Below are 24499 nucleotides of genomic sequence, written 5' to 3' on the forward strand. Positions count from 1 at the left end.
CCTGGGCGAATTTCGCCAGATTCATCAGCCAGCATGCCGGAGCCGATATCCGAGGACATTGTGCGACAGCATGACAACCGCTACGGTTCAAAGGCTCAGGGTGGAATTCGGTGCTGGCGTATGCCGGCCAAGTAATTGTGTGATCGACCGAATTGTCGACGATGACGCAGGTCTCGGGCACTGATCGTGGTTCGGATGCAAACAATCGTGGAGGGCACGTTGAGAATTGGCTTCACCGATGAACAGGAGCGTTTGCGCGCGGAACTACGCGCATATTTTGCGGAGCTCATGACGGACGATCGGCGAGAAGCGCTGGCCGGACCCGGCGGTGAATACGGCGACGGAACCGCATACAAAGAAATTGTTCGGCAGCTCGGCCGCGACGGATATTTGGTGATGGGATGGCCGACAGAATACGGTGGTCAGGGGAGATCGATGATCGATCAACTCATATTCACCGAGGAAGCCGCCATTGCCGACGTGCCGGTGCCGTTTCTCACCGTGAACACTGTCGGCCCCACGATCATGCGATTCGGTACCGATGAACAGAAGAAGTTCTTTCTGCCGCAGATCGCCAAGGGTGAACTGCATTTTGCGATCGGCTACTCCGAGCCGGAAGCAGGAACCGACCTGGCCTCCCTTCGCACCCGTGCAGTCCGCGACGGGGACGAGTATGTGATCAACGGCCAGAAGATGTGGACCTCGTTGATCGAGTACGCCGACTACGTCTGGCTGGCAGCTCGCACCGATCAGGATGCGAAGCGACACAAGGGCCTGTCCATCCTCATCGTGCCAACGACAGCCGATGGCTTCTCCTGGACCAAGATTCACACGGTCGCCGGGGTCGGCACCAGCGCGACCTACTACTCCGACCTTCGTGTCCCGGCGAGCAACGTAGTCGGGGATGAACATTTCGGTTGGAATCTGATCACAAACCAGCTGAATCACGAGAGGGTGGCCCTGTCGGCAGCTGCGCCGATGCAGGAGGCGTTGCGTCAGGTTCGCGAATGGGCCCAGAATACCCGGACCCCCGAAGGATCCCGTGTTGCGGACGCCGAGTGGGTCCAGACCCACCTGGCTCGAGTTCACGCGAACGTCGAGTACCAGAAGCTGCGCAGTTGGAAGATCGCCGGGGATACCGAGTCTGGGCAATTGGCTCCCGCGGATGCCTCCGCGACCAAGGTTTTCGGCACCGAGTTCGCTCTCGAATGCTATCGGCTCCTCATGGAAGTACTCGGCGCAGGCGCGGTCGTGCGTCACGATTCGGCCGGCACGATGCTGCGCGGCCGGATCGAGCGCTATCAGCGCGCCTCGCTGATCCTCACATTTGGTGGTGGAACGAACGAGGTGCAGAGGGAGATCATCGCTGCCACGCTCGGCCTGCCAATCACTCGCTAGATCGAGGACACACCAATGGATTTCAACCTTACTGAGGCGCAGCAGGACCTTACGGGCATCGCGACGAAGGTTCTCGCGGACTGGGCAGAGAGAAACCCGAAGCCGGCAGCCACCGGATTCGACGCCGAACTGTGGCATTCGTTCGTCACGACGGGGCTCCTCGAGGCGGCTCTTCCATATTCGGTGGGCGGCAGCGGCTTCGGGCTGCTCGAGCAGTGCTCCATCCTCACCGAGATCGGACGGCGTGCCGCACCTGTTCCCTATCTGAGCTCCATCGCGGTCGGCGCAGCCGCTCTGGCGGAGTTCGGTAGCGCCGACCAGATCGAGTGCTGGGCTCTCCCGGTGCTGCGCGGCGATATGACGATCGGGCTGGCGTTGGGCGATGGCTTCACGGCCGCGGACTCGAGACTGTGCGGAACTCAGACAGCGGTGACAGCGGGCGCTTTCGCCGACGCGTTCCTGGTGGTCGCCGATGGCTGCCTCTATCTGGTCGACAGACTGCAGTTCGGGGTTGTCGTCACCGGCCAGCGGTTGGTCGACACCGCAGACGGCGCCCTGCTAGAGCTCGATGGGGTCGAGGCAGAGTTCCTGGGCGGCCCGCACGCGGTCGCCTGGGTCATGCGTCGTGCGACCCTCGCGTGGTGCGCATGGCAGCTCGGTGTTTTGGAACAGGCGTTGGCGTTGACCACCCAGTACGCCCGCACTCGCAAGCAATTCGGCGTGCCGATCGGCTCCTTCCAGGCAGTACGAGCACGGATTGCTGACGCCTACATCGACGTCGAAGCCGTGCGGCTGACGCAGTGGCAAGCCGCGTGTATGGAAGCCGAAGGGTTGCCCGCCGCCGCTGCGATCGCCACAGCGAAATATTGGGCTTCTGAGGCGGGACATCGAGTGGCGCACACCGCGGTACACATCCATGGGGGCGTCGGCATCGACATCGACGGGCCGGTCCACCGCTATTACGCGGCCGCAAAGCGCGCCGAGTTCTCACTCGGAGGAGCCACTGCGCAACTTCGAGCTCTCGGTGCATTGCTCGCTCACGAACCGGCGTGAACATATGACCAAGACATGTTGTGAATGAGGAGATGTGATGGCGTTCTTTACCCAAACTGACCAGGGATTTGAACCCCTGTCTTTCGCAGGCGGGCAGTGGGCGGCACAGTCCGTCAATGGGTCGGCACTGGCGGGCCTGGCCGCCCAGGCACTCGAATCCGAGCACGGCGAGCCGGGGTTTTCGGTAGCGCGATTCACACTAGATATCTTCCGGCTACCTGCCTTCGCCCCTCTGCAGGCAGAGACCACACTCGTGCGTTCCGGGCGCAGCATGCGTATTGCCGATGTGATTCTGCGCCAAGGTGATCGTGTCGCTGCGAGAGCCTCGATGGTCACCACCCGATCGGCAGGCAATCCGGACGGCACACGCTGGCAGCCGGACTCCGAACCCATGCTGATGCCCGAGCAATTTGCCACAGGATCGGCGATGCCTGCGGTCTTATGGGGCAGCGATGCTCACCCCGACGGGTGGAGTGAATCGATGTCCGAACATCAGAACGCGAGCCGAAAGCGGTTGTGGTTCAACCAGCCTCAACTACTCACCGACGTGGACAACACGCCATTTGTGCGCGCGGCCATGCTTGGTGAGATGACAAATACCCTGACCAGCTGGGGCGACCAGGGGATCGCGTTCATCAATCACGACGTCACCGTTGTCCTGGCGCGGATGCCGATCGGGACGACCATCGGAATCGAGGCCGACAACCATCTCTCCGCAGACGGGGTCGCCGCAGGCGCATCAACGATGTGGGACAGTGCCGGTCGCTTCGGTATCAGCGTCGTGAGCGCGCTGGCCCTCAGTACAGGAAGCCTGGATGTCGTCAGCCGCCCCCACAATTGGGAGAAGGGAAGCCGCACAGCAGAACCGGCTCCCCGCTGAGACCGCGCCGCCGGCGTCGGCGAACAGGGATATCCACTGACATTCCGGCAGCACACCGGTTCGGTGGGCGCCGATCCGCAGAGGAATAATTCGCCCTACAGACGACAATGCGCATTGGTCGTCGACCGACGGGGCTTTTGCCGAATAGTCGGGCGCACTCTTGCGCCCGTTCATTCCGTTCGGTGACGCGTCGCGGTGAACCGCGGCCAGGATGTGCTCGAATCTGGTCGAAATATTCATGGGACGCGCCCCCATTGCCTCGCCGGAGCAGCGTGTTATAGGTTCGGGCACGATTCCGTGAGAGCGCAAAAGCGGCGACTGAATTCAATTGCGAGATGCATTTCCGGGCGACGTCACGATTCGCCCGCGTTGTCGTTTCTGAACACGGATTAGGAGACCGTGCAATGTCCAATAGCCCGATTCACAACTATCCATCGGAAGTGCCTCGAAGCCTGGAGATCGATCCGGTAATGCGCAAGATCGCGGCCGAGGGAGGCGTGGCGCGCCTACAGTACCCGCACGGCGAGCCGTGCTGGGTAGTGACGGGATTCGATGACGTCCGCTCGGTGTACGGCAGCAAGAGCTTCAGCCGTATCGGCATGAACACCGAGTCCGCCCCACGTCTCACCGAAGGAATTCTCCTGCAAGGTGCGATCGGCTGTATGGAGGAGCGCGAACACGTCAAACTCCGGCGAGCCTTCCTCCGGGAACTGGACGCGCCACGACTGTCGGCTCTGGAGGAGCGCGGCGAGGCAATCATGTCCGAACTCTTGGACGCGATGGCCGCCAACGGAGGTGGCGATTACGTATCCCAGGTAGCCAAACCGTTCGCGCTCCGCATGCTGTCCGAGTTGCTGGGCCTGTCGCCCGCAACCGCTGAGGTCATGGCTTGCTGGGTTCAGACGCTGTTGACTGCGTCGGGTCAGGCGGCGGACCCCGCAGTCATTACCGAGGCGTATCTGGGCCTGGGCCAGTGCGTGACCGAACTTGTCCAGGAGCGGAGAGCTACGCCCGCGAACGATTTCATCTCGGCAGTGGCCAACCGGCGTGAGCTCAAAACCAGGGAGATCGCGATCCTGGTCATCTCCCTGCTGGCCGGAGGTTTCGAATCCACCGCGACGATGATGAGCAAATCCGTTCTCCTGCTCCAGACGCGCTCGGACCTCTGGAAAGGACTGGCCGCCGATTCGAGCCTCGTCCCGGCAGCGGTCGAGGAACTCCTGCGAAAGATCTCCCTGGCCGGGGGCGAATCCCTTCCGTGGATCGTGCGGGAGCCGGTCACCCTCGCGGGTGTCGACATGCAGGTCGGCGACTACGTGATGCCTGCCGCAGGCATGGCCAACCTCGATCCCGCGGTATTCGAGGACCCAGAGGATGTGCGGTTCGATCGGAATGCGACCTCGCATCTGTCGTTCGGCCACGGCTCTCATTTGTGCCTGGGATACCAGATCGCACGCATTGAATTGTGTATCGGAGTGCGTGCCCTCGTGGAGCGATACCCCGACGCCCGTCTCGGCGTCGCGGTCGATCAAGTGCGATGGCGCGAGGACTCCACGATCTGGCAACTCGAAGACTTGCCGCTCACCCTCGGGCGTGACCGATGAGGGCCTCGCAGGGCAGCCCGCAGAGCGGACCCGGTGCCGCGAATCACCCATCGGTTCGACCGTCCGGCCGCGACTATCAACAAGGACAGCTCTTCTGATGAATACAAGTATGGGCGAGTGCCCGATGCGCGGGTCTTCGGCTGCCGAACAGGTCACGGCAGTTCGGAATCATGTGATTCCAGGGCGTACGGAGAGGTTCGGCCTCTCGATCGCCATGGACACCAAGAAGCATGGTCCGCTATCGGTGATGGAAAGCTTGTGGCGGACTCACGGCGATGTGGCCCAGCTCCATATCGGCCCCAAACGCATGATCTTGCTGGTCCACCCCGAACACGCCCGGTTGGTCAACCTGACAAACGCCGACAAGTACACCAAAGGGCCGAGCTACGACCATATCCGGAAATTCTGGATCGGCGGAGACGGCCTGACCACGAGCGTCGGTGCAGAATGGCGCAGGCAGCGTCAGATGCTTGCGCCGCACTTCACGCCGCGAGCAGTGGTTCGCGACTACGGCCCGGTATTCACGTCGAATATGGATTGGTTCTCCGAACGGTGGTTGCAGGCATCCCGGCTCGGAGCGCCGATCGATATGCCGGCCGAGATGGCCACGCTGTCTGCATCCCTTCTCCTGAACAGCCTGTTCAGCACCACGGCGCGGGATACCGTCGTGGAGCTGGAGAGCGCCGTGGAGACGCTGGTCCAATACAGCGAGGGCAAGAACACCGACCGGTTCAGGGTGCCGCAATGGATGCCGTCGGCAAAACGGGACAGGCACGCGGCCGCGCGGCGGCGAGTCGATGAGTTCATCCTGGGACTGATCGCAGAGCGTCGTGCGATGGCCCCCGGCGAAAGACCGGCGGACCTGCTCACACACATGATCGAGGGGGAGGAGAGTCAAGGTGCGGGCGCCGGGGCCGATCGGCGCCTGAAAGATCAATGCGTGACGATGTTCATCGCAGGGTACGAAACAACGGCGAAAGCGCTCTCGTTCGTGTGGTATCTACTGGCGAAAAATCCCGAAGTTGCAGCGGAGTTGCACGCCGAGCTCGATGCGCTTCGTACCGACATCGACCCGGGCGATCTCGAAAAGCTGGCTCCCTACTCCCTTGCGGTCATCAAGGAGACCCTGCGGCTCTATCCGACGGCGTCCATCTATGTGCGGGACGTCGTGGAGGAGGACTGTATCGACTCGTATGTCATCCCGCCGGGATCGGTTGTCCTGCTCTCGCCGTATTTGACTCATCGGCACCCCGATTTCTGGGAGAATCCTCTGAAATTCGAACCGAAACGGTGGATGGGAAATGCGGAGACGGAGATGCACCCCTTCGCGTACCATCCGTTTGCAGGAGGCCCGAGGATCTGCATCGGAAAGAACTTCGCATTTCTGGAAGCTCAGACTATTTTGGTTCATCTCGCTCGCAGATTCGATGTGACCCTCCCGGCCGGATATGAGCCGAAACTACGAATGCAGGGCGTTCTCGGGCCGGAGAACGGAATGTCGATGTTTTTGCAGGAGAGAACAGGTTAGCACTGCTCGCATGCGGTCGTCCGGCTGACTATCTTATTGTCGTTTCATCGGGAAATTTGGGTAGAACGTTATGCTGATATGTGGAATAAAGGTCTCTCACGACGGCGGAATTGCGGTCATCGATGACAACCGGCTCGTCTTCAGTATCGAGATGGAGAAGCTGGGGAACGGAAACAGGTACAGCCCGCTTGGCGACCTTGCCTCGGTCACCGAGCTCCTGCAATCCGAAGGTATCGAACCGGCCGATGTCGACCGATTCGTCGTGGACGGGTGGTTCGAGCAGACCACAGCCGACCGCACGGCCGCCCTGGAGTCGCAGACCCCGCCGACCATGCGCATGTCGAACCGGGGTGTTCCGGCCGAGGCGGCAGTAGCGCCCTACCAGGATCGGCCCGGTGTCAGTCAGCCCATGAAGCGCTATCACTTCCGCGAGCAGGACTTCGACCTCGGTGGTGACGGATACTCCAGTTACCATCACATCAGCAATCATCTTCTCGGTGGCTACTGTTCGAGCCCGTTCGCCGCGCGCGGCGAGGACGCGATGGTGCTGGTGTGGGACGGCGGCAGTGTTCCGCGCCTGTACCACGTCAAGGCGGCGACGCGGGAAGTCGCGCCGGTCGCGAACCTGTTCCCAATCTACGGAGGCTGCCTCGCAGACTTCAGCTCTCAATTCGAGCCGTTTCTGTGGAAAACGGAAGGATTGTCTGAAGATCAGCTCATGCAGCAGCATCTGTCGATCGCCGGCAAAGCGATGGCTTTCGCCGCCCTGGGAAAGGTTGAAGTCGGAGCCTACTCCGTTCTCGGAGAAATATTCGCCGCTCTGCCCGACGCCTCCGTGACAAATGCCAGAATCGTCGGAGAGAAGATCGCGGTCAACCGTGACGAATTGATGCCCGGATTGAGTGACGCTGACCTCATCGCCACCTTCCAGGCCTATATCGGAGAGCGGCTGCTGCGCTCGCTCGAAGCTCTCGCGCGAAGCGGATGGGTAGGAGAGTTCGGTCCGTCGGCACATCGACTCGGCGAGCTGGCACCCAACCTGGTGATGTCCGGAGGATGTGCGCTGAACATCAAATGGAACTCGCTGCTGCGTGAGAGCGGGCTTTTCGAAGAAATATGGGTTCCTCCGTTCGCCAACGACTCCGGCGCTGCGATCGGCACTGCCAGTTGTGAGATGTTCTACGAGGGTCGTCTCGCGCTCGAGTGGAACGTCTACTCCGGCCCGAAGGTACTCGGTGGTGACCTCCCTGCCGGATGGCATGGCGAAGCGTGCGACGAACGCCAGCTGGCGCACATATTGCACCACGAGGGGGAGCCTGTGGTGGTGCTGTCGGGCCGGGCGGAGATCGGCCCGCGGGCCCTGGGGAACCGCAGTATCCTCGCGCCGGCCACGAGTCCGACCATGAAAGACCGATTGAACGCCATGAAGGACCGGGCCGGATACCGTCCGGTCGCCCCGATTTGTCTGACTTCTCGGGCGGCAGAGGTGTTCAATCCAGGCGGTCACGATCCGTACATGCTGTTCGAGCATCGCCCGCGCCCTGAATGGGCCGACCGTATTCCGGCAGTGCTTCACCTCGATGGCACCGCCCGATTGCAAACCATCGACGCGGCTGCAGGCAACGCCACCAGCCGGATTCTCGCGGCCTACGAAGAGGTCAGCGGGATCCCCGTGCTGTGCAACACGAGTGCGAATTTCAATGGCCTGGGATTCTTCCCTGATGTCGCGTCTGCGGCTCATTGGGGAGGGGCCCGATACATCTGGTCCGAGGGAATTCTCTATTCCAACTCGTCGGCCCAGGTGTCTGCTCGGTGAGCAGGCCGAGCGATGCAGTGCTGCGGCCGGGCGGTCCCGGGAAAGTGAGGGTGGGCGATGACCTCGGGTGATGACACATTTACTGCGAATGGTGGTTTCAGCCACCGCCAGATCGTTACGATGCTGCTCGGCCTGGCACTGGGTATGTTCCTGGCCTCGTTGGACCAGACCGTCGTCGCTGTCTCGATCCGTACGATCGCCGACGACTTGCACGGGTTTTCGATGATGGCCTGGTGCACGACCGCCTACCTGATCGCGTCGGTTATGGTCACGCCTCTATACGGCAAGCTGTCGGATATGTACGGCCGTAAGCGGCTGTACCTGACGGCGATCACGGTGTTCATTGCCGGTTCGTTGTTGTGCAGTCTGGCGACCTCGATTTACCAGCTCGCTGCGTTCCGCACGATCCAGGGCCTGGGTGCCGGCGGGCTGCTCTCCCTGTCGATGACGATCATCGGCGATATTGTCAGTCCCCGCGAACGGGCCAGGTACACCGGGATTTTGATGGCGGTTCTGGGCATCGCGACCATGATCGGCCCGCTGCTCGGCGGCGTGCTGTCTGGTCAGGCACACATCATGGGTATCGCGGGCTGGCGCTGGGTTTTCGTGCTCAATGTGCCGACCGGCCTTGTCGCGGTCGTGGTGCTCGCCCGGGTGCTGAACCTGCTGCCGAAGGGCGGAGGAAGAAGGCGAATCGACTGGTGGGGTGTCGTGGCCTTGACTGTCGGCGTCACACCGCTGCTGGTCGTGGCCGAGCAGGGGCGTACGTGGGGCTGGGGCAGTGTGAAGTCGCTGACCTGCTTCATCATCGGCACGCTGGGACTGCTGGTGTTCTGTGCAGTGGAGACTCGCATGGGCGAGTCTGCGATCGTCCCGTTGCGGCTGTTCCGGAACAGGATCTTCGCGCAGGGAGTGGTCATCTCGTTCGTTGCGGGCGCGACCATGTTCGGTGCAATAGCCCTGTTACCTCAGTACTTGCAGGTGGTCCGGGGGGCCAGCCCGACGATGGCGGGTGTGCAGGCGATGCCGATGATGGTCGGGATGATGATCGGATCTATCGTCACCGCCAGGTTGATCTATCGCAGTGGCCGGTACCGGATCTTCCCGATCATCGGATCGTTCTTGCTCACGCTGGCGCTGTTCCTGTCGCACTACATGACCCCGGATTCCCGGCTGTGGACCACCATGATCTTGATGGCCGTGATCGGCTGCGGCCTCGGCTGCCTGATGCAGCCGATCACATTGGCCAGTCAGAATGCCGTCGAGCCGGAGGACATGGCGGTCGCGACCGGTTCGTTGACATTCTTTCAACAAATTGGCGGCACGGCCGGGATCGCGGTACTGCTGTCGGTCCTGTTCAGTGTGATGCCCGGGCATCTGCGATCTGCCGTGGAGTCCGCGGCTCTGACACCGGAATTCTCGGCGGCGGTCGTGGCGGACGCCCACAGTGCCGATCCCGCGGTGCAGCGTTTCGCTCAAAGCATGACGGGCAACGGGGCAGATCAGGGCGGCACCGGCAGCGTGATGGACGACACGTCCCTGATCCAGAAGCTCGAGCCCGCGTTGTCTCGGCCACTGAAGCAGGGCTTCAACGATTCGCTCTCGGTTGCTTTCCTGCTCACCTCCGCCATGGCATTGCTGGGTCTGCTGCTGGCCTTGACATGGAGAGAAGTTCCACTGCGCCAGACGAGCGGCATCCAAGCGGTACGCGCGAGTGGTGAGGCACGGGCATGACCACCTACCCCGTAACGAAGGTTTCATCAGAAGACGGGCAGAGAAAATGGTATTGACAGCTGCGGGCGGTTTTCGCGCGCTCTACTCGTTGGCCATCGACTCAGAGGTGTTCCTGGCCGATGGACAGCTCCTTGATCAGATACGCGGAGAGCTCGCTTCGCTGAAGGACGACCCGTCGTCGACACTCGAGGAGCTGCGTGCCGGTGCGGTGAACTGGGCTACGCTCGAATCCGGCCGATACGAGCGTCTGATCGGCTGCTCGGATGACCAAGACCGACAAGCTTTGGCACGGCGTGTGGCGTTGGCCTGTGCACCTTTGGCCTTGCGGTCGGGCGCTTGGCTTCAGTGGCTCAGCGCCCCGGGCAACGCGGCAGACCCCGAAGTACTGACGACTCTGAGTCTGTACGGCATCGACGTAGGCGTCGGTCTTCCCCAGGCGTCACGAGGTAGCGCGTATTTGACGTTACTGCGGCATCTGAGGCTGTCCGAGCACGCAGTGCCGGCGGCTCGAATCACACAAGATCCTCGTATCGCCGACGAGCATTTCCGTCTACCCGCGCTCCTGCTCGCCCTAAGTCGGCGCCCGGACGACTTCCGGCCCGAAATACTGGGCGCTGATTTGTTCCTGCGCACCGTCGGGTTGCTGCCACCGCTGGCAATGCTGAAGCGAGAATATCCCGACTCGATCGACTGGACTTCGATCGATCCTTCGGAGGGCAGGGACGGCGACGGACGATCAGCTCTGGCTCTCAGTCAGGAGATTGCCGCCGGACACAACGACTCGAACCGAATTCGCATCGGGTTCGGCTGGGCGTTCGCAGCCGTCGCGCGATGGAGTGGCGAGCTGTATTCGGACGTGGACGCTGCGCTGGACCCCGCGCTGGAGATGGCAGAACTCTTGCGCCAGCGCGGCCGCGAAGGAGCCATTTATCACAACGATGTCTTGATCGCGGGACGCTCGCTGGCCGAGTGGCTGAAGGAATCATCCCAGGACCCGTCGGGGTTCCTGCGCGAGCTGGCCAACAGCAAGCTGATCAAACCAGGGCGACCTGATGCCAGCCCGCTGATCAACGCGCTGGTGGGGGAGCACGGCCCGATGTTCCGGGTCTTCTCCGCCGCGGATCTGGCCGTTATTCGCCGCTGGATCGACTCGCTGCCTGTCAATGGTGCAAGCGAGCCATACCGGCGCGGGGCTGACTCGCCGAGCAACCCGATTCCGAGCCCGAACCTGACCTTCACGACCGAGCCGGCGCAAGCCGACGAGCCAGGCAGCATTCGTAAGGCATACCATCTACTGCTCAAGCGCACCGTGACACCAGGGGCACGGGCATGGGCGGAGAAGTATGCCCGGGACTGGCTGGCACTCTCTCGACGGGACGTGGAAGCCAATGCCAAGCAGCTCCCGAGCACGTGGGCCATCGAAGGGTTACGGCCCTGGCTGCGCGATCAGCATGACCGGCACAGCGTTGAATTCGAGGCGATCGCCGAGGCGCCCTTGCCCCCGCGCGAGCGGGTGATCGACTTGATGGTTCAGGCCGCGCCGCTGAACATGATCGACGGGGCGTGGCTCCAGGGCTTTAGCGACTACGAGTACGCCACGTCAGAGCAAACCTTTTTCTTGTTCGAGACCTACTGGGATGAGCTGGGTAACGGTCAGCCACGACTGAACCATCCGAGGATCTTCCGCGAACTTCTCACCGAGATGGGACAGGACATCCCCCCCACGGAGTCCCGGGATTTCGCCGAATGGTCAGGTTTCGAGGATCGATCCTTCGCGCTACCTGCCTACTGGTTGAGCATCGGCAGGTTCCCGCGGACCTTCCGCCCCGAGCTACTCGGCCTCAATCTGGCGATAGAGCTGTCTGGCGTCGGCGGCACCTACCGCCGTGCCCAACAGATGCTGAAAGCACAAGGGTTCAGCACGCTCCACGTCGACATTCACAACACGATCGACAACGTGGCCACCGGACACTCCGCTTGGGCCGCCGACGCGATCGATTCCTACCTCACTGGATTGGCGGTGTCGGATGGATCCGACGCACTCGCCGAAGTGTATGACCGAATTAGGACCGGCTATCAATCGCTCAATCCGCCGACCGGTTACGAGTTGATTTCCGGGCTGCCCGTTACTCCGGAACCACCGACCGCCGGATACGAACAACAAGGAACGCGAAATGCTGAGACTGACTGAATACCCCGAATGGGTGCATCTACTTCCCAAAGTGGATCTGCCACCCTGGCTGACGGGTTGTGCTCATGTGATCGATGGTGAGGACGGCAGGACGATCCTGCACAGCAGCCCTGACGGCGCGAACGTGCCCGCGCACAAACATGGGGCGCAGTTGTTCATCGTGGTCGCCGGTTCGGTGAAGGTCACGATCGATGGCGAAGTCAAGGACCTGGTGGCCGGCGACAGCGTCGAAATCGCCGACCAGCAGGAACACGCCGTTGTCGCAGAACCCAACAGTCTCGTGATCGAGGTCTTCGCCGACTCCGCGACTTCGCCCGAAGCGCAAGTCACGATGTCCGCCGAGACTCTCGCGGCGCTACGCGAGCAGATGGCCCGCAGCCAGAGCTGACACGGTGCCGCCGCGGGTCTCCGCGCCCGATCCGAGGATTCACAACGAGAAGCCGGGCCGGCCAGGCCCGCCGGCGACTGTGCGCAGGAGAGGCGAAACAATCGTCCAATTCGACGGCATCTTCACCGCGGCCGCGCGTGCTGCCTTCGCGGTGGAGGCAGCCGAAGTGAATTCTGTCCAGCATCACAGGCTTGGCCCAGGGCGCTGGCGATCTGATTCTCGAATATCCATCGCCGCGAGAACCATCTCCATTCGTGAAGCGCGCACGCCGGCCAGGCCGCGATATCGGTGAAATCCGGAGATCGCGGCCGTGAAATGCCGTGTCACCAAGCACACCGAGAATTCTGCATGACGCATGTAATGGCGGCGATGCAGCATTGCTGTTCTGTTGTAGAGAGGGAAATTGTATGACCGCCGACACCGAGCTGCTGCGGTATCCGCTCGACGCGTCGCCGGGCGGACACCCGCCCGCCCTGTTCGCGAAACTGCACAGGGAGGAACCGGTTTCGCGAGTTCAGCTGCCGCACGGCGGCGAAGGGTGGCTCGTAACCCGGTACGAGGACGTGCGAGCCGTGCTCACGGACTCACGATTCAGCCGTGCAGCGGCCATCGATCGCGAAGACGTCGCGCGCGTTCCTCCGAGGCCGGCCAGTCGCACGATACTGAGCATGGATCCTCCCGAGCACACGCGACTGCGTAGGCTGCTCGCAGGTGCCTTCTCCAGCGGTCGCGTGCGCAACATGCGTCCACGTATCGAGAGCATCGTCGCCACACTGCTCTCCGAGGTTGTGGCAGCGGGCCCGGGCGTCGATCTGGTACAGGCCTTTGCTTTCCCGCTGCCGGTCATTGTCATATCCGAGATACTCGGGGTCCCCCATCAGGATCGGCACCGCCTGTTCGAATTCAGCGCAGCCATGGCCTCTACCACGCCCGACTCCCGTGAGAAGGTCGCTGCCGCCAGCGCTGGGCTTGCCACCTATCTGGCCCAGCAGATAGCGCAGCGCCGCACGAATCCCACAGACGATCTGCTCGGTGCGCTCGTAGCGGCGCGCGACAACGAGGATCGCCTCAGTGAGCCTGAACTGATCAACCTGATCATCGTTCTGCTGCTCGCCGGTCACGAGACAACCGCTGGCTCGATCACCAACTTCGTCTATCTGCTCCTCACCAGTGCAGGCCAATGGACGTATCTCTGTGACCACCCGGAACTGGTTCCCGGCGCTGTGGAGGAACTGCTCCGCTTCAGCCAGCTGAACGCAGGCAACCTGTTCCCGCACATCGCGACAGAGGACGTCGTCCTCAGTGGAACCCGGATCCGTGCAGGGGACGCCGTCTTTGCTGACACCCAAGCTGCCAACATCGACGAGTCCGTCTTCTCGGACCCAAACGCACTCGACCTGAACCGAAAGCACAACCCCCACATCACTTTCGGCCACGGCGTCCATCATTGCGTCGGCGCATCACTGGCTCGCACCGAACTTCAGGTCGCACTTACTGCGATGTTGCAGCACTTCCCGGACCTGCACCTTGCAGTTCCCGTCGACGAGATCCCTTGGAAAGCAGGCATGGTGGTGCGTGGCCCGATGGCCCTCCCGATCGCCTGGTGAACACTGCCGCCACTCTTCCGCCATCCCGGCGTTTCGGCACGACAAATCTTAAGGAGGCCTGAGTGACAACGACGACTATCCCGATGATCCCTGGCCGTTCTCTGCTCATCCTATTGTTGCAGCTCGCGACGCTCCTCCTGCTCGCGCGGGTGCTCGGGCGTCTAGCCGAGCGCTTGAGCATGCCCAGGATCGTCGGCGAGTTGCTATCGGGAGTGCTGCTGGGGCCCTCGATCGCCGGCTGGGTGGCGCCCGGTTTCACTCACTGGCTGTTCCCGCCCCAGGTCGAGCAGACCCACCTCTTGGATGCCATCGGCCAAGTCGGCCTGCTGATGCTGGTCTGTCTGACAGGCATGGAGATGGACTTCGGCCTGATCCGACGGCGCGGCCGAGCTGCCGTCAGCGTCAGCCTGGCCGGGATACTCGTACCGCTTACCGCTGGAATCGGAGTGGGCCTCGCCATTTCGGGGACGCTCAAACCAGACGGCATCAGCGATGGAGTGTTCGCTCTGTTCCTCGGGGTCGCTCTGTGCGTAACCGCGATACCCGTGATCGGGAAGACCTTGATGGACATGAACCTGACCCATCGCAACGTCGGCCAGCTCACCCTGGCGGCGGGTGTGGTCGACGATGCGTTCGGATGGTTCATGCTGTCTGTCGTATCGGCGACCGCAGCGGGTTCGCTGACCATAGGAAACGTGCTTGTCGCCATCGTCAACCCGCTGTTGTTCGTCGGCGTTGCCGTCCTGCTGGGACGGCCACTGGTCAGGTTCATCCTCGCGCGGACCGGCTCCAACAATGGGCAATCGCTCGGGACGATTGTTCTCCTCATCCTGGTCTCCTCGGCTGCGGCGCAGGCACTCAAACTGGAAGCCATCTTCGGCGCATTCATCTGCGGAGCGGTGATCAGTTCCTGCGGAGCGTTCGAACGCGGGAAAATTGCGAGCCTGCGGCCTCTGGTATTGGCGTTCCTCGCGCCGGTATACTTCGCGACTGCTGGACTACGCATGAATTTGAGAGAGCTCAATTCTGCCGCGGTCATCGGAATTGCGCTACTCATCCTAGTGGCAGCGATCGCCGGAAAGTTCATCGGCGCCTACATCGGAGCCAGGATAAGCCGACTCAACCAGTGGGAGGCACTTGCTCTGGGCGCGGGAATGAACGCCCGCGGCATCGTGGAAGTGGTCGTGGCAACCGTCGGCCTGCAAATCGGCGTCATCCGAAACGACACATACACGATCATCATCCTGGTTGCCGTCGTCACATCGATCATGGCACCACCGATCCTGCGACTCACGATGCGGCGCATCGAGCAGACTTCCGAAGAGGAACTTCGACTTGCCGAATACCGCAGCCCACCGGTCGGAGCGGTGGCGGACGGCAAGGCATGAGGCGACGATATATGTTTCCGGACTCACCCCGGCGGATCACTCGTATTCGAGAGAGGGCTGGCGGACCGGATCATTGAAGAAGCGATAATGAACCACCCGTTGGTCGAAGCATCCCGCGTCGCATGGCGCGGTGCCGAGCAGAAGCGTGGCCGCTTCCGAATCGGACCTTCTTTCCGCCGTCGGAAATCATTGCGAACGACATGGGAATTCGAGTGCGATGTTCCATCGCCGGAATTCTCATTTCGATAACCCGCCCACGCGCCCTCCGGGGCATCACGAAGCCGCGTAGACCACAGCGGCTCACTATTCGAGAAATTCAGAGACAACCCACTACAGTTCGGGAGAGCAATAATGCAGAACCAATACGATGTCATCGTCGTAGGTGGAGGACCCGCGGGCGCAACGGCGTCAGGGCTCCTATCCAAACGAGGACGCCGCGTCCTCCTGCTTGAGAAGGAGAAGTTCCCTCGCTACCACATCGGTGAGTCCTTGATCCCGGGCATCATGCCTGTCATCAGGGAGCTTGGAGCAGAGCAGGCACTGGCGGACCTGGGCGCCATCGTCAAGCACGGTGTCACGCTGATCTGGGGCGCCAACAAGAGTCCGTGGACCATCCGCTTCGACGAGATCGAGGCGAGCGTGAAGACCGGCGAGTCGGCTCCGAACCCGTATGCCTACGAGGTCAAACGGGCCGAATTCGACAACATGCTGCTGACCCACTCCCGCCGGCTCGGTACGACCGTGATCGAGGAGGCCAATGTCCGTGAGGCGATCTTCGACGGGGACCGCTGTGTCGGCGTGCGCTACAACAGGGTTCCCTCCAGCGAAGTCGTCGAAGTTCGCGCCCCGCTGGTCCTCGATGCCTCCGGCCAGACAAAACTGCTGGGCAGGCGGTTCGACAATGTCAATTGGCACCCCGATATGAAAAACCTTGCGGTGTGGACCTACTTTCAGGGCGGAAGTCGCCTGGAGGGCAAGGACGCCGGCAACATCGTGGTGGAAGCCTGCGCCCCCGGGTGGCTGTGGATGATCCCGTTTAGTGACAACACATGCAGCGTCGGATTTGTCGCGCCGGGAACGCAATTCGCCGCCTCGGACCTGCCGCCGGCCGAGCTCCTGTACAAGAACATCGGTGAGGCAGGGGAGATCGGGCGGCTATTGGCCGGTGCCGTCGAGGTCTCACAGGTCCGCACTGCCAAGGACTGGTCCTACGTCTGCGAGCAGGTGTCCGGACCAGGCTATCTGCAGGTTGGTGACGCTGCCGGGTTCATCGACCCACTGTTCTCCACCGGGGTCATGCTCGCGATGAGAGGCGGATCGCTTGCTGCGATTGCCGCCGAGCGGGTGCTTGATGCGCCGGAGTCCGAGGTCGAGACCCTGGACCACTACGAAAAGGAGTACCACTCCATCCTTGACATCGTGGTCACGTTTGTGCGGTTCTTCTACGACCAGAACAAGCCGGTCGAAGAGTACTTCGAGAAGGCGCGTGACCTGATCGATCCCGAAGCGGAGCGCAAAGCCAGGGAGGATTTCATTGTCCTGATCTCAGGCTTGGATAGCGCGATTGGAAGTCGGCAAATGGCTTGACCACTGCTCGATCGTCCTAGGTGCTCGTTTCCGACGAGCCGGATGGGCCCGGCCCCGTAATTGGGGCCGGGTTCGAATCATGTTCGCAATGGCGAACGCTGTCGTTCATGACCGTCGACCCTCACGGAGGATCTAGTAGTGCCCGAGCAGTTCCAAACCGAGGAGCAGGTCCAGCAGTATCTGGCCCGCATCTTTCCGAGCCAGCAGTTCGAGGCGATGATTCCGTTCGAGCACGGATGGGTGTGCCGTCCGAAGCTCACCCCGGAGGAGATCGCGCGGGGACAGGATCTCGGCTTGGGCAGCTACGTGGTGAACAGGCAGACAGGGGTGGTCACAGTGCACACGAGCCTGCATCCGTTCACGATCGGAGAGATGTACGACGAGGCGATCCGGACCGGTCAGCCAGTTCAGGGCCTGCAGATCTACCCACCCCAGTTGCGAACGAGCATCCAGCGCACGCACGAGGATTCGCAGACGATCCAGTATCACGTCCGGACCGAATCCCTGACGCAACCCCCGGAGCCGACCACGGAATTCCAACTGACCATCAACAAGAACACCTTCACCTTCCAGCCGACCGGCTCGACAGCGGCGAGGGCGGTGTCGTGGGCCGACTGGCGCCGGAACCAAGACGGGACCTGGCCGGAACTGGGGACCTTCGAGGAGTAGGCCACGACCATACGGAGCTACATCGGGACGTTGAAGTTCCATCAACGGCGTCAGCACCCGACTTGGTGCCAGCAGGCACTGAGGGTTTCGACGTACCTCGGGATCATATCGAACCGCCGGACCAGCCGAGTGAGCGATCCGCATTCGAGCAACCCCACCAATCTGAAGCCCCCAAACATCGCGAGCTGTCCCATATTGATCGCAGTGACCCGAACCTTACGTGGAAACCGCTGCAGGACAACCTCAAAATTGGCAAGCCTGAGCACACCGCCCAGCCCACCCGTGAGGCACAGAGCGCTGGCGACAGTCGGCCCCACGAGCCGGTCAATAAGGGCGAACTCGGCCGTGGCCGCTCCGACGACCGATCACAGGTCCCTGCCAAAGAACTCATCGACAAGGTTCGGGATCGAGTCGCAGGCGATTCCGAGAAATTTGCGCTCAGCTACAACGACCGAGAGCTCAACGCGCTGGTCGAGCAAGGGCGCCAGCTGGGGCTCAGCGATCGCAGCATCGCAGATCTCATTCAGACCGGATCCCGCATCGCGAAACCCGTTACCGCAGACACCCTCGCACGCCACATGGACAACTGGGCCAACGTTGTTTCGCAACGCGGCTATCCGTACCGCTTCGACAGCACCGAACACTTCAACGCTTTCGCCCGGGACTTCCACGAAGCTCTCCACCGAGCAGGGCTCGGCGACCTCGACCCGTACATTCAAGGGTCTGCGCTGCGCAAACCCGAAGCGAAAGATGTCGATTTCGCAATCGTTATCGACCGGGACCGGTTCTATAAATTGCTTGCCGATCGCTTCGACGGTCGGGCCGCAACCCGACCCGCTGATGCGACACCGGCAGTCCCGTTGAAACTGAAAGACCTCACCCGATCCGAGATGTGGGATCTGGCGCAGCGTATAGATGCCAACAAAAATGCTTACAACGGCCAGGCAAAGACCTTCTCGAACGCTGTCCTGAAAGGAGTTGTAAGATCCACTTCTGATATCTCCAAGCCACTCAAAGTAGCTGGTAAGGAAATTCAGGAAAAATACCCAGAACTGAATATCGAAGACATATCTCTGATCGTTCCGGATAGTGCGTTCGATTCGAGCCCGGAACTACCTGTCGTCGAAACTACCGACAAGGATCGGGCGCAGGAACTTGCCCACAGATTGAACGGGGCTCGAGAGCTCGAATTGCAGCGCGAGATCGAGAACCTCTACCGCATCCAGGATGAGACAGACGACAAACCGGTCCCCGCCGTTCCAGAGCGCGATGACCTGCCACCGCCCATAGGGATTTACCGTGGCGGCGACGGCATCCAGCGCGCCCCCACGCCCGCACGCGACCTGGTCGCGCAACGCGGGCAGGAGCTGGCCCGGGACCTCGCCGACCAACGCGAGCATGCGTTGGAGAGCCTCACCCCGAATCAGCGGGAGATCGTGGAGTTGGCCGTCGAGCTGGCCAATGACCGACTACCGGATATCGAGGCCACGATCGAGCACGCCCAAGCAAAGGAGGCGCTCGACCGAGTATGGAGCGGACTGGAGCGGGGGGTTCCGCTGTCCGAGTTGAGCAGGGATCTCGTCTTGGCTAGAGATCATTTGATCACGGGGCACAAGCTTGAACTCGATAGCCGACTGGACGTGCTGCGCGACTTGGAGTTGGGCGAGTCGGCAAAAATTGCCGCGCACGTTCTGGAAATCGGCATCTACGAGCAAAACCATATGGTGGCTGCCCAACTCGAAGTCGCCAACCGGCACCTAGTCGAGGCTGCCACTCAGAAGGTCCTGGAATACCGCGACGAGCACCTCAAGGAACGTGCACGGTTCGTCCAGCACGAACTGAACAGAGCTCGCGAATTGGAGTCCATCCTTGCCGAGGGCAAGACGCCGGAACTGACCCAGGTGCTACAGAACTACGATGCCATAGAACGTGTCATTCGGCACGAGCAAGAAATAGAGTCTCGAGCAGTTCAAAAATTGGGGCTGGATCCGAACCATGAACGACTCGTCGCCCGGGAATTGGAACTCGATCGCGCCAGCACTCTAGGCAAAGCAAGCGATGCCTTCCGGAATGAATTCGTACGACAGGCGACGGACAAGGTCATGGAAGCTCGTGAACCGATGGAACGGGCAACTACACAATTCATCGAACTGATCCACGAACAGGCTCGGGAACTCGAACAGGCCGCCACGCAGGGCAAGGAAATCGATCCCGCGCAGGCGCGCGAGATATATGATCAGATTCACCGCGCTCTGGAACACGAACGAGCGGTCGATACGCGCACGCTCGAATCTCTGGGGTTGAATCGCGCGCAGATTGAACCCATAACCCAAATTCTGGAGGCTGAACGTGCTCGGACACATGGGAACGCATTGGATGTTTTCGGTCGCGAGCTCGTTAGGCAGGACCACAATGACACCATCGGACCGACAAAGGCCCTCGAACTGACCGGAGATAGAATGCGGACCCTCGATCCGAAAGTCTATCAATTGGTCCGTAATAACGATCCGATAGGAAGGGATGTCGAGAAGGGGGTGCTAATTTACCGGCAGCCTGGAGGAGAACCGATCGAAGTACCGTACAACTCGCAGGCGCGCCGCTATGCGGAAGCCGCCAAGGGAATCGAACGCGGGGTCCAGCGCGACGTCATCGTCCAACGCTTCCTATTGGAGCTAGGCCAAGGCGCAGACGCGCACGGGTCGGTTCGGGAACGTCCCGAGGCGGCGGCCCAGCGGGCAAGAAGAGCCAGGGAGATCGAGGCGCGTGAGCAAGCACGAGAGCGCGAGCGCTAGCGATGAGCTGGAAACACTGGATACCGCTGGGGGATCGAGCAACTAGGATAATCACGCGATCGAATGGCGTCGATCGACACACACTTTCGACGACTCGCCACGGGAGAAGGATCGCTCACGTGACCGAATGGGAGCAGTTCGCCAAGGAGCTGGCCGAGCAGCTAGCAGCGTTGCCCGTCGGCACGATCATGACGATCATTGCTATGGGGTCCAGGAACCGATTCTCCTTCGTTCAATTCGCCATCGACGAATACTTACTGGTGGCCGAATCGACTAGCGACGCATGCCTAGCCCCGGTCGGCCACCGGTTACCCAAGGGGCGCGACACCACGTTATCGGTGCCGACTGGCAACTACCCGATACCGATCATTCCGATAATTGCTGGATCGAGCTCCTGTGGCCGATCTCCTCGGCCGTCCGCTACCCGTTGGCAGCTATGGTTGTCACCGGACTCCGGGACGGTTTCCGCATTCCCGATCCGGCGTCCATGGTTTACGACACGTGGAACAGGAACGACGGCAATAGGTCTCTGAGTCTGCCCTTGCAAACCCAACATGGATCGATGCGACGTGAAATTGCTGAAAAGACGACTGACACTGGTCCTGCGCGATCTGCTCGACCAACCACATCTTGATCAACTGCGAGAGTTCCTGGGACTCAGCCCATCCGGAACCGTGGTCGACCCGGTTGGCACCGAGTTGGGACGCCGTACCGAACAGCATCCCAAATATCAAACGATCACCGCAATGGTGCTCGCTCTCATACGCACCGGCGCCGAGGAATGGACCATCACCCTGGATGTCATACCCGGCACCAAATACGCCAAGTGGCAGGGCCTCGCCGAATTAGGTTGCCGTGCAGTGGGATTCACAACTTTAGAACGCCAACTATCAGCTGGCGAGCCCCTCTCGGCCAAGACCGACACGGCATCACCGGGACGCCTGGCCGCGTCTCTTGCGCCGATACGCACAACCATTGACACCGCGTCGGTCGACGACCAACCGCTACCACTTTTCGATCCCTCTATCTACGCGATCCTCGACACCGCAGCGTTACGGTCGACAGTCGCTGTAAACCCAACAAGACGCCGAAAAGCAGACGAGATCGTTGACCGAGTCCAGCGTGACAGGACACCGATGTCAGCGTTCGAATCTCTGGGGTACAGAGTGGATCGCGACGACCGAGCGATCCGGCCCGCCGACGAAATCCAGCCCCGCACCCCACCAACTCGACGACCGGCGCTGGATGATGATGAGGTCGTCGACCTGGCTCGCGGGCTCCGAAATATGGTTTGGTCGTGGCGGATGGACGACCTGCTCGGTCTCGGTGCCGCGGCATCCTTCTGGACACTGGAATATGTAGAATCTGGTCAAATAACCTTAGATACCAGATCCGTTCCGGGTAACTGCTACATCCGTGGCCGTGGTGTCGACGCCGAACTCATAGATCTGCCAGTCGCTACCGTGACCGTGGATGACAAAATTGACGCACACCTGAATGAAGCCTTCACGCGAATGGCAACGGCTCTCATTGCAAGTTATGGCAAGCCGACCACTCGCGCTGCGGGAACGAGCCCGTGGGTCCAATGGGAGGGCATCGAGAACACGCTGATGCTCACCTATCAACCGCCCTCGATCCGCATGATCCTGCGGAAAAACCCTGGTATCACGATCTTCTACGGCGAGGACGAGGCCAGACGCCGTTCGGTAGGATAGCTGCGATTACGATTGTGAGATTGGAGTAGATTGTGCCGAGTACGTCGTTCCACGGAAGTATCGAAACCGGTAATCCGGAAATTATCGAGCAAATATTAAGGTCGTGGTTGGCGACCGACGATCTGCGTATGCGACCCCGCCGGGGATGGGAAACGCATTACGAATCCGACGGCTTCGAACTGCTCTGCTACGAGGCAGATCCACAGAATCCGCCCAATTACTTCCTCCTCGAAGGCCATATTGATGACACCGTCGATGCTGCCGTTTCCCGGCTGCATGAGCTTGCCGAACAGTGCCGAGGCGCGAATCTCGAATTCAGCATCGACTACGAGGAGGTCGATGCTGATGGCAACCCGTTGAGCGAGGAACACACCATCAGCTGATCCAGTGTCCCGAGATCAATCCAGATGCTCAACCGGGCCTCTGCCTTACCCATGACGGGATGGCGTGCGCTGACCGATGACGAGATAGTCGAATTGGCTACCGGCTTGCGGTCGTTGGACTGGTCGTGGCAGCTGCAGGATGTGCCCGCGATAGCGGCGAGGATCGACTGGAAGGTATTGATGACCCGAAAGGATTGGGTCATGCTCGACTGCGGCTTCGGGCTGAGCAGCGGTTCGGTAAACGGCCGCGACGGGGTAGCCGAGTCCATCGAGTTGATGGTGACGACTCCGCGAGCGAGGACGCGACCGGCCGAGCAATGGTGCATGACGCGTTCGTCAGGATGAACGAGGCCATAACCGGCGCCCTCGGCAAACCAACCGCCCGCATGCCGGGGGAAGCCGCGGAAATCCGTTGGGCTTTCCCGGAAACAACATTGCGCCTGAAGAATCTGAGTCTCGCACATGCTGTCCAGCTGACGTATCAGACGAACGCCTCGCTGGCGGCTCTCGACAGATCCATCGAATTCGAACGGCAGGGCCTGACATGACGGATTGGACGGAATTCACCGAGCGACTGGCCGATCAGTTGGCTGTACTGCCCGCAGGCGCGATCGTAAAGATCGTAGAGGCGGGACTCCCACCAGGCCACCAGAGGTTCGCGCAGTTCGCGCAGACCGACAGCGAGCTTCTAGCCGAATTGGTAGGCGATGAGTTCCTCGATCCCTCCGCACGGCCGGGCGAAACGGGACACCGCTCGATCACCGAGACAGGTTGGCAGGAACCCGATTCCGACCACGGCCCCTACTGGTGGATCGAACTGCCATGGCCGGTCACTTCAGCCATCTACCGCCAGTTGGCGGCGATGGTGGTGACCGGACTCCGTGACGCATTCCGAATCACCGACCCGGGGTCCTTGACCTACACCGCATGGAACAACAACGCGGACGAACGCGACCTCGACCTGCCACTGCTCGGGCTGGCACGTCAGGTTTGATCGGTTGTCATCCGAGCTTCGGGACAAGGAGGCCATGACATTGGCACTGTACGCAGAAATCGAGAAAATTGAGGAAGACGAGGAACGAGTTCGCTACCGGTACACCGATATTCAGGGCAGTCAGTACACGTTGGTCCTGAACAAGGCCACAGCGGTAATCGCGTCAGAGGACAGCGCCGACGATATGCTCTATCGGGCCGTCGCGAGAAGGATCGCAACGGCGTGGCTGGACAGCGGCACATCGCCCGATCGCGTAGTGCAGTCGTGAAGGCAACATCGGGAGGGCCTCGAATGAAACTGATGCGGCGGTTTCGCCTGGTCACAACAGGTCGGCTCGATCAAGCCCAACTCGAGGAACTTCGAGCGGTCATCGGGCTTGCCCCCTCGAGCGCCGCGAACGATGCAGTGGGCAGCGAATTGGGATGCCGAGTCCGAAACCACCCGCGATACCCGTCAATTCGTGCATCCACTATCACGCTGCTGCGCACCGGCGCTGATGAATAGTCCATCATCATTGATGCCCTCCCCTTTTTCGATATCTCGACATCGATCGGGCTGGTCGAAGTCGGCTGCCGCGCAGCAGGACTGACTGTCACCGGTCGGCATCTGTCAGCCGACGCAACGGTAAGCGACGCAGCACCCAGCGCTGCCTCATTGGGGGACGCACGCAAAATTCTGGAAGAGTCCAGAACACGAATGTGGGGTTCCACCCTCACATTTGGCACACCACCCCTCGAAGCACCGCGAGCCTGTATCACTTCTGAAGACGACC

The 24499-nt window shown here is 61.3% G+C and carries 19 protein-coding genes and 1 pseudogene; all 20 read left to right on the forward strand.

What is annotated here, in order from left to right; genetic code table 11:
• Positions 1-219: 219 nt before the first annotated feature.
• Positions 220-1398: an acyl-CoA dehydrogenase family protein gene (locus ABZW16_RS34105; RefSeq protein WP_354960249.1), complete on the forward strand. Its 1179-nt coding sequence runs from the start codon at positions 220-222 to the stop codon at positions 1396-1398.
• Between the two features lie 15 nt (positions 1399-1413).
• Positions 1414-2451 (forward strand): acyl-CoA dehydrogenase family protein, encoded by a 1038-nt coding sequence (locus ABZW16_RS34110; RefSeq protein WP_354960232.1) that lies wholly within the window; start codon positions 1414-1416, stop codon positions 2449-2451.
• Between the two features lie 37 nt (positions 2452-2488).
• The gene (locus ABZW16_RS34115) at positions 2489-3331 is read left to right on the forward strand and encodes an acyl-CoA thioesterase domain-containing protein (RefSeq protein WP_354960233.1); all 843 of its coding nucleotides are present in this window, start codon (positions 2489-2491) and stop codon (positions 3329-3331) included.
• A gap of 404 nt (positions 3332-3735) precedes the next feature.
• Positions 3736-4935: a cytochrome P450 gene (locus ABZW16_RS34120; RefSeq protein ID WP_354960234.1), complete on the forward strand. Its 1200-nt coding sequence runs from the start codon at positions 3736-3738 to the stop codon at positions 4933-4935.
• Positions 4936-5059: 124 nt separating this feature from the next.
• Positions 5060-6463 carry a cytochrome P450 gene (locus ABZW16_RS34125; RefSeq protein WP_354960250.1) on the forward strand — a complete coding sequence of 468 codons (1404 nt, stop codon included), beginning with the start codon at positions 5060-5062 and terminating at the stop codon, positions 6461-6463.
• A 70-nt stretch (positions 6464-6533) separates the two neighbouring features.
• On the forward strand, positions 6534-8279 hold the full coding sequence (locus ABZW16_RS34130) for a carbamoyltransferase N-terminal domain-containing protein (RefSeq protein WP_354960235.1): 1746 nt from the start codon (positions 6534-6536) through the stop codon (positions 8277-8279).
• A gap of 57 nt (positions 8280-8336) precedes the next feature.
• Positions 8337-10013 (forward strand): MDR family MFS transporter, encoded by a 1677-nt coding sequence (locus tag ABZW16_RS34135; RefSeq protein WP_354960236.1) that lies wholly within the window; start codon positions 8337-8339, stop codon positions 10011-10013.
• A 46-nt stretch (positions 10014-10059) separates the two neighbouring features.
• On the forward strand, positions 10060-12204 hold the full coding sequence (locus tag ABZW16_RS34140) for an iron-containing redox enzyme family protein (RefSeq protein ID WP_354960237.1): 2145 nt from the start codon (positions 10060-10062) through the stop codon (positions 12202-12204).
• Positions 12188-12592: a cupin domain-containing protein gene (locus ABZW16_RS34145; protein ID WP_354960238.1), complete on the forward strand. Its 405-nt coding sequence runs from the start codon at positions 12188-12190 to the stop codon at positions 12590-12592. The genes ABZW16_RS34140 and ABZW16_RS34145 overlap by 17 nt, the downstream gene beginning before the upstream one ends.
• 407 nt (positions 12593-12999) lie before the next feature.
• Positions 13000-14199 (forward strand): cytochrome P450, encoded by a 1200-nt coding sequence (locus tag ABZW16_RS34150; protein ID WP_354960239.1) that lies wholly within the window; start codon positions 13000-13002, stop codon positions 14197-14199.
• 62 nt (positions 14200-14261) lie between these two features.
• Positions 14262-15587, forward strand: a complete 1326-nt coding sequence (locus ABZW16_RS34155; protein ID WP_354960240.1) for a cation:proton antiporter — start codon at positions 14262-14264, stop codon at positions 15585-15587.
• Positions 15588-15938: 351 nt separating this feature from the next.
• Entirely contained in the window at positions 15939-17174 is a 1236-nt protein-coding gene (locus tag ABZW16_RS34160) for an NAD(P)/FAD-dependent oxidoreductase (protein WP_354960241.1), read from the forward strand.
• 138 nt (positions 17175-17312) lie between these two features.
• A complete protein-coding gene (locus ABZW16_RS34165) occupies positions 17313-17843 on the forward strand; it encodes a hypothetical protein (protein WP_354960242.1) in 531 nt (176 codons plus the stop codon).
• A gap of 65 nt (positions 17844-17908) precedes the next feature.
• The gene (locus ABZW16_RS34170) at positions 17909-20635 is read left to right on the forward strand and encodes a hypothetical protein (RefSeq protein WP_354960243.1); all 2727 of its coding nucleotides are present in this window, start codon (positions 17909-17911) and stop codon (positions 20633-20635) included.
• A gap of 119 nt (positions 20636-20754) precedes the next feature.
• Positions 20755-21168: a hypothetical protein gene (locus ABZW16_RS34175; protein WP_354960244.1), complete on the forward strand. Its 414-nt coding sequence runs from the start codon at positions 20755-20757 to the stop codon at positions 21166-21168.
• 36 nt (positions 21169-21204) lie between these two features.
• The gene (locus ABZW16_RS34180; RefSeq protein ID WP_354960245.1) at positions 21205-22350 is read left to right on the forward strand and encodes a DUF6301 family protein; all 1146 of its coding nucleotides are present in this window, start codon (positions 21205-21207) and stop codon (positions 22348-22350) included.
• Between the two features lie 107 nt (positions 22351-22457).
• Positions 22458-22733, forward strand: coding sequence for a hypothetical protein (locus ABZW16_RS34185; RefSeq protein ID WP_354960246.1), 276 nt, complete (start codon positions 22458-22460; stop codon positions 22731-22733).
• 51 nt (positions 22734-22784) lie between these two features.
• A pseudogene (locus ABZW16_RS34190) lies at positions 22785-23281 on the forward strand (DUF6301 family protein).
• The gene (locus tag ABZW16_RS34195) at positions 23278-23727 is read left to right on the forward strand and encodes a hypothetical protein (protein ID WP_354960247.1); all 450 of its coding nucleotides are present in this window, start codon (positions 23278-23280) and stop codon (positions 23725-23727) included. Before ABZW16_RS34190 ends, ABZW16_RS34195 begins: the two are co-directional and overlap by 4 nt.
• Positions 23728-23761: 34 nt before the next feature.
• On the forward strand, positions 23762-23995 hold the full coding sequence (locus ABZW16_RS34200) for a hypothetical protein (RefSeq protein ID WP_354960248.1): 234 nt from the start codon (positions 23762-23764) through the stop codon (positions 23993-23995).
• The last annotated feature ends 504 nt before the right edge of the window (positions 23996-24499 follow it).

This window comes from Nocardia sp. NPDC004604, from assembly GCF_040609795.1.
Classification (GTDB): Bacteria; Actinomycetota; Actinomycetes; order Mycobacteriales; family Mycobacteriaceae; genus Nocardia.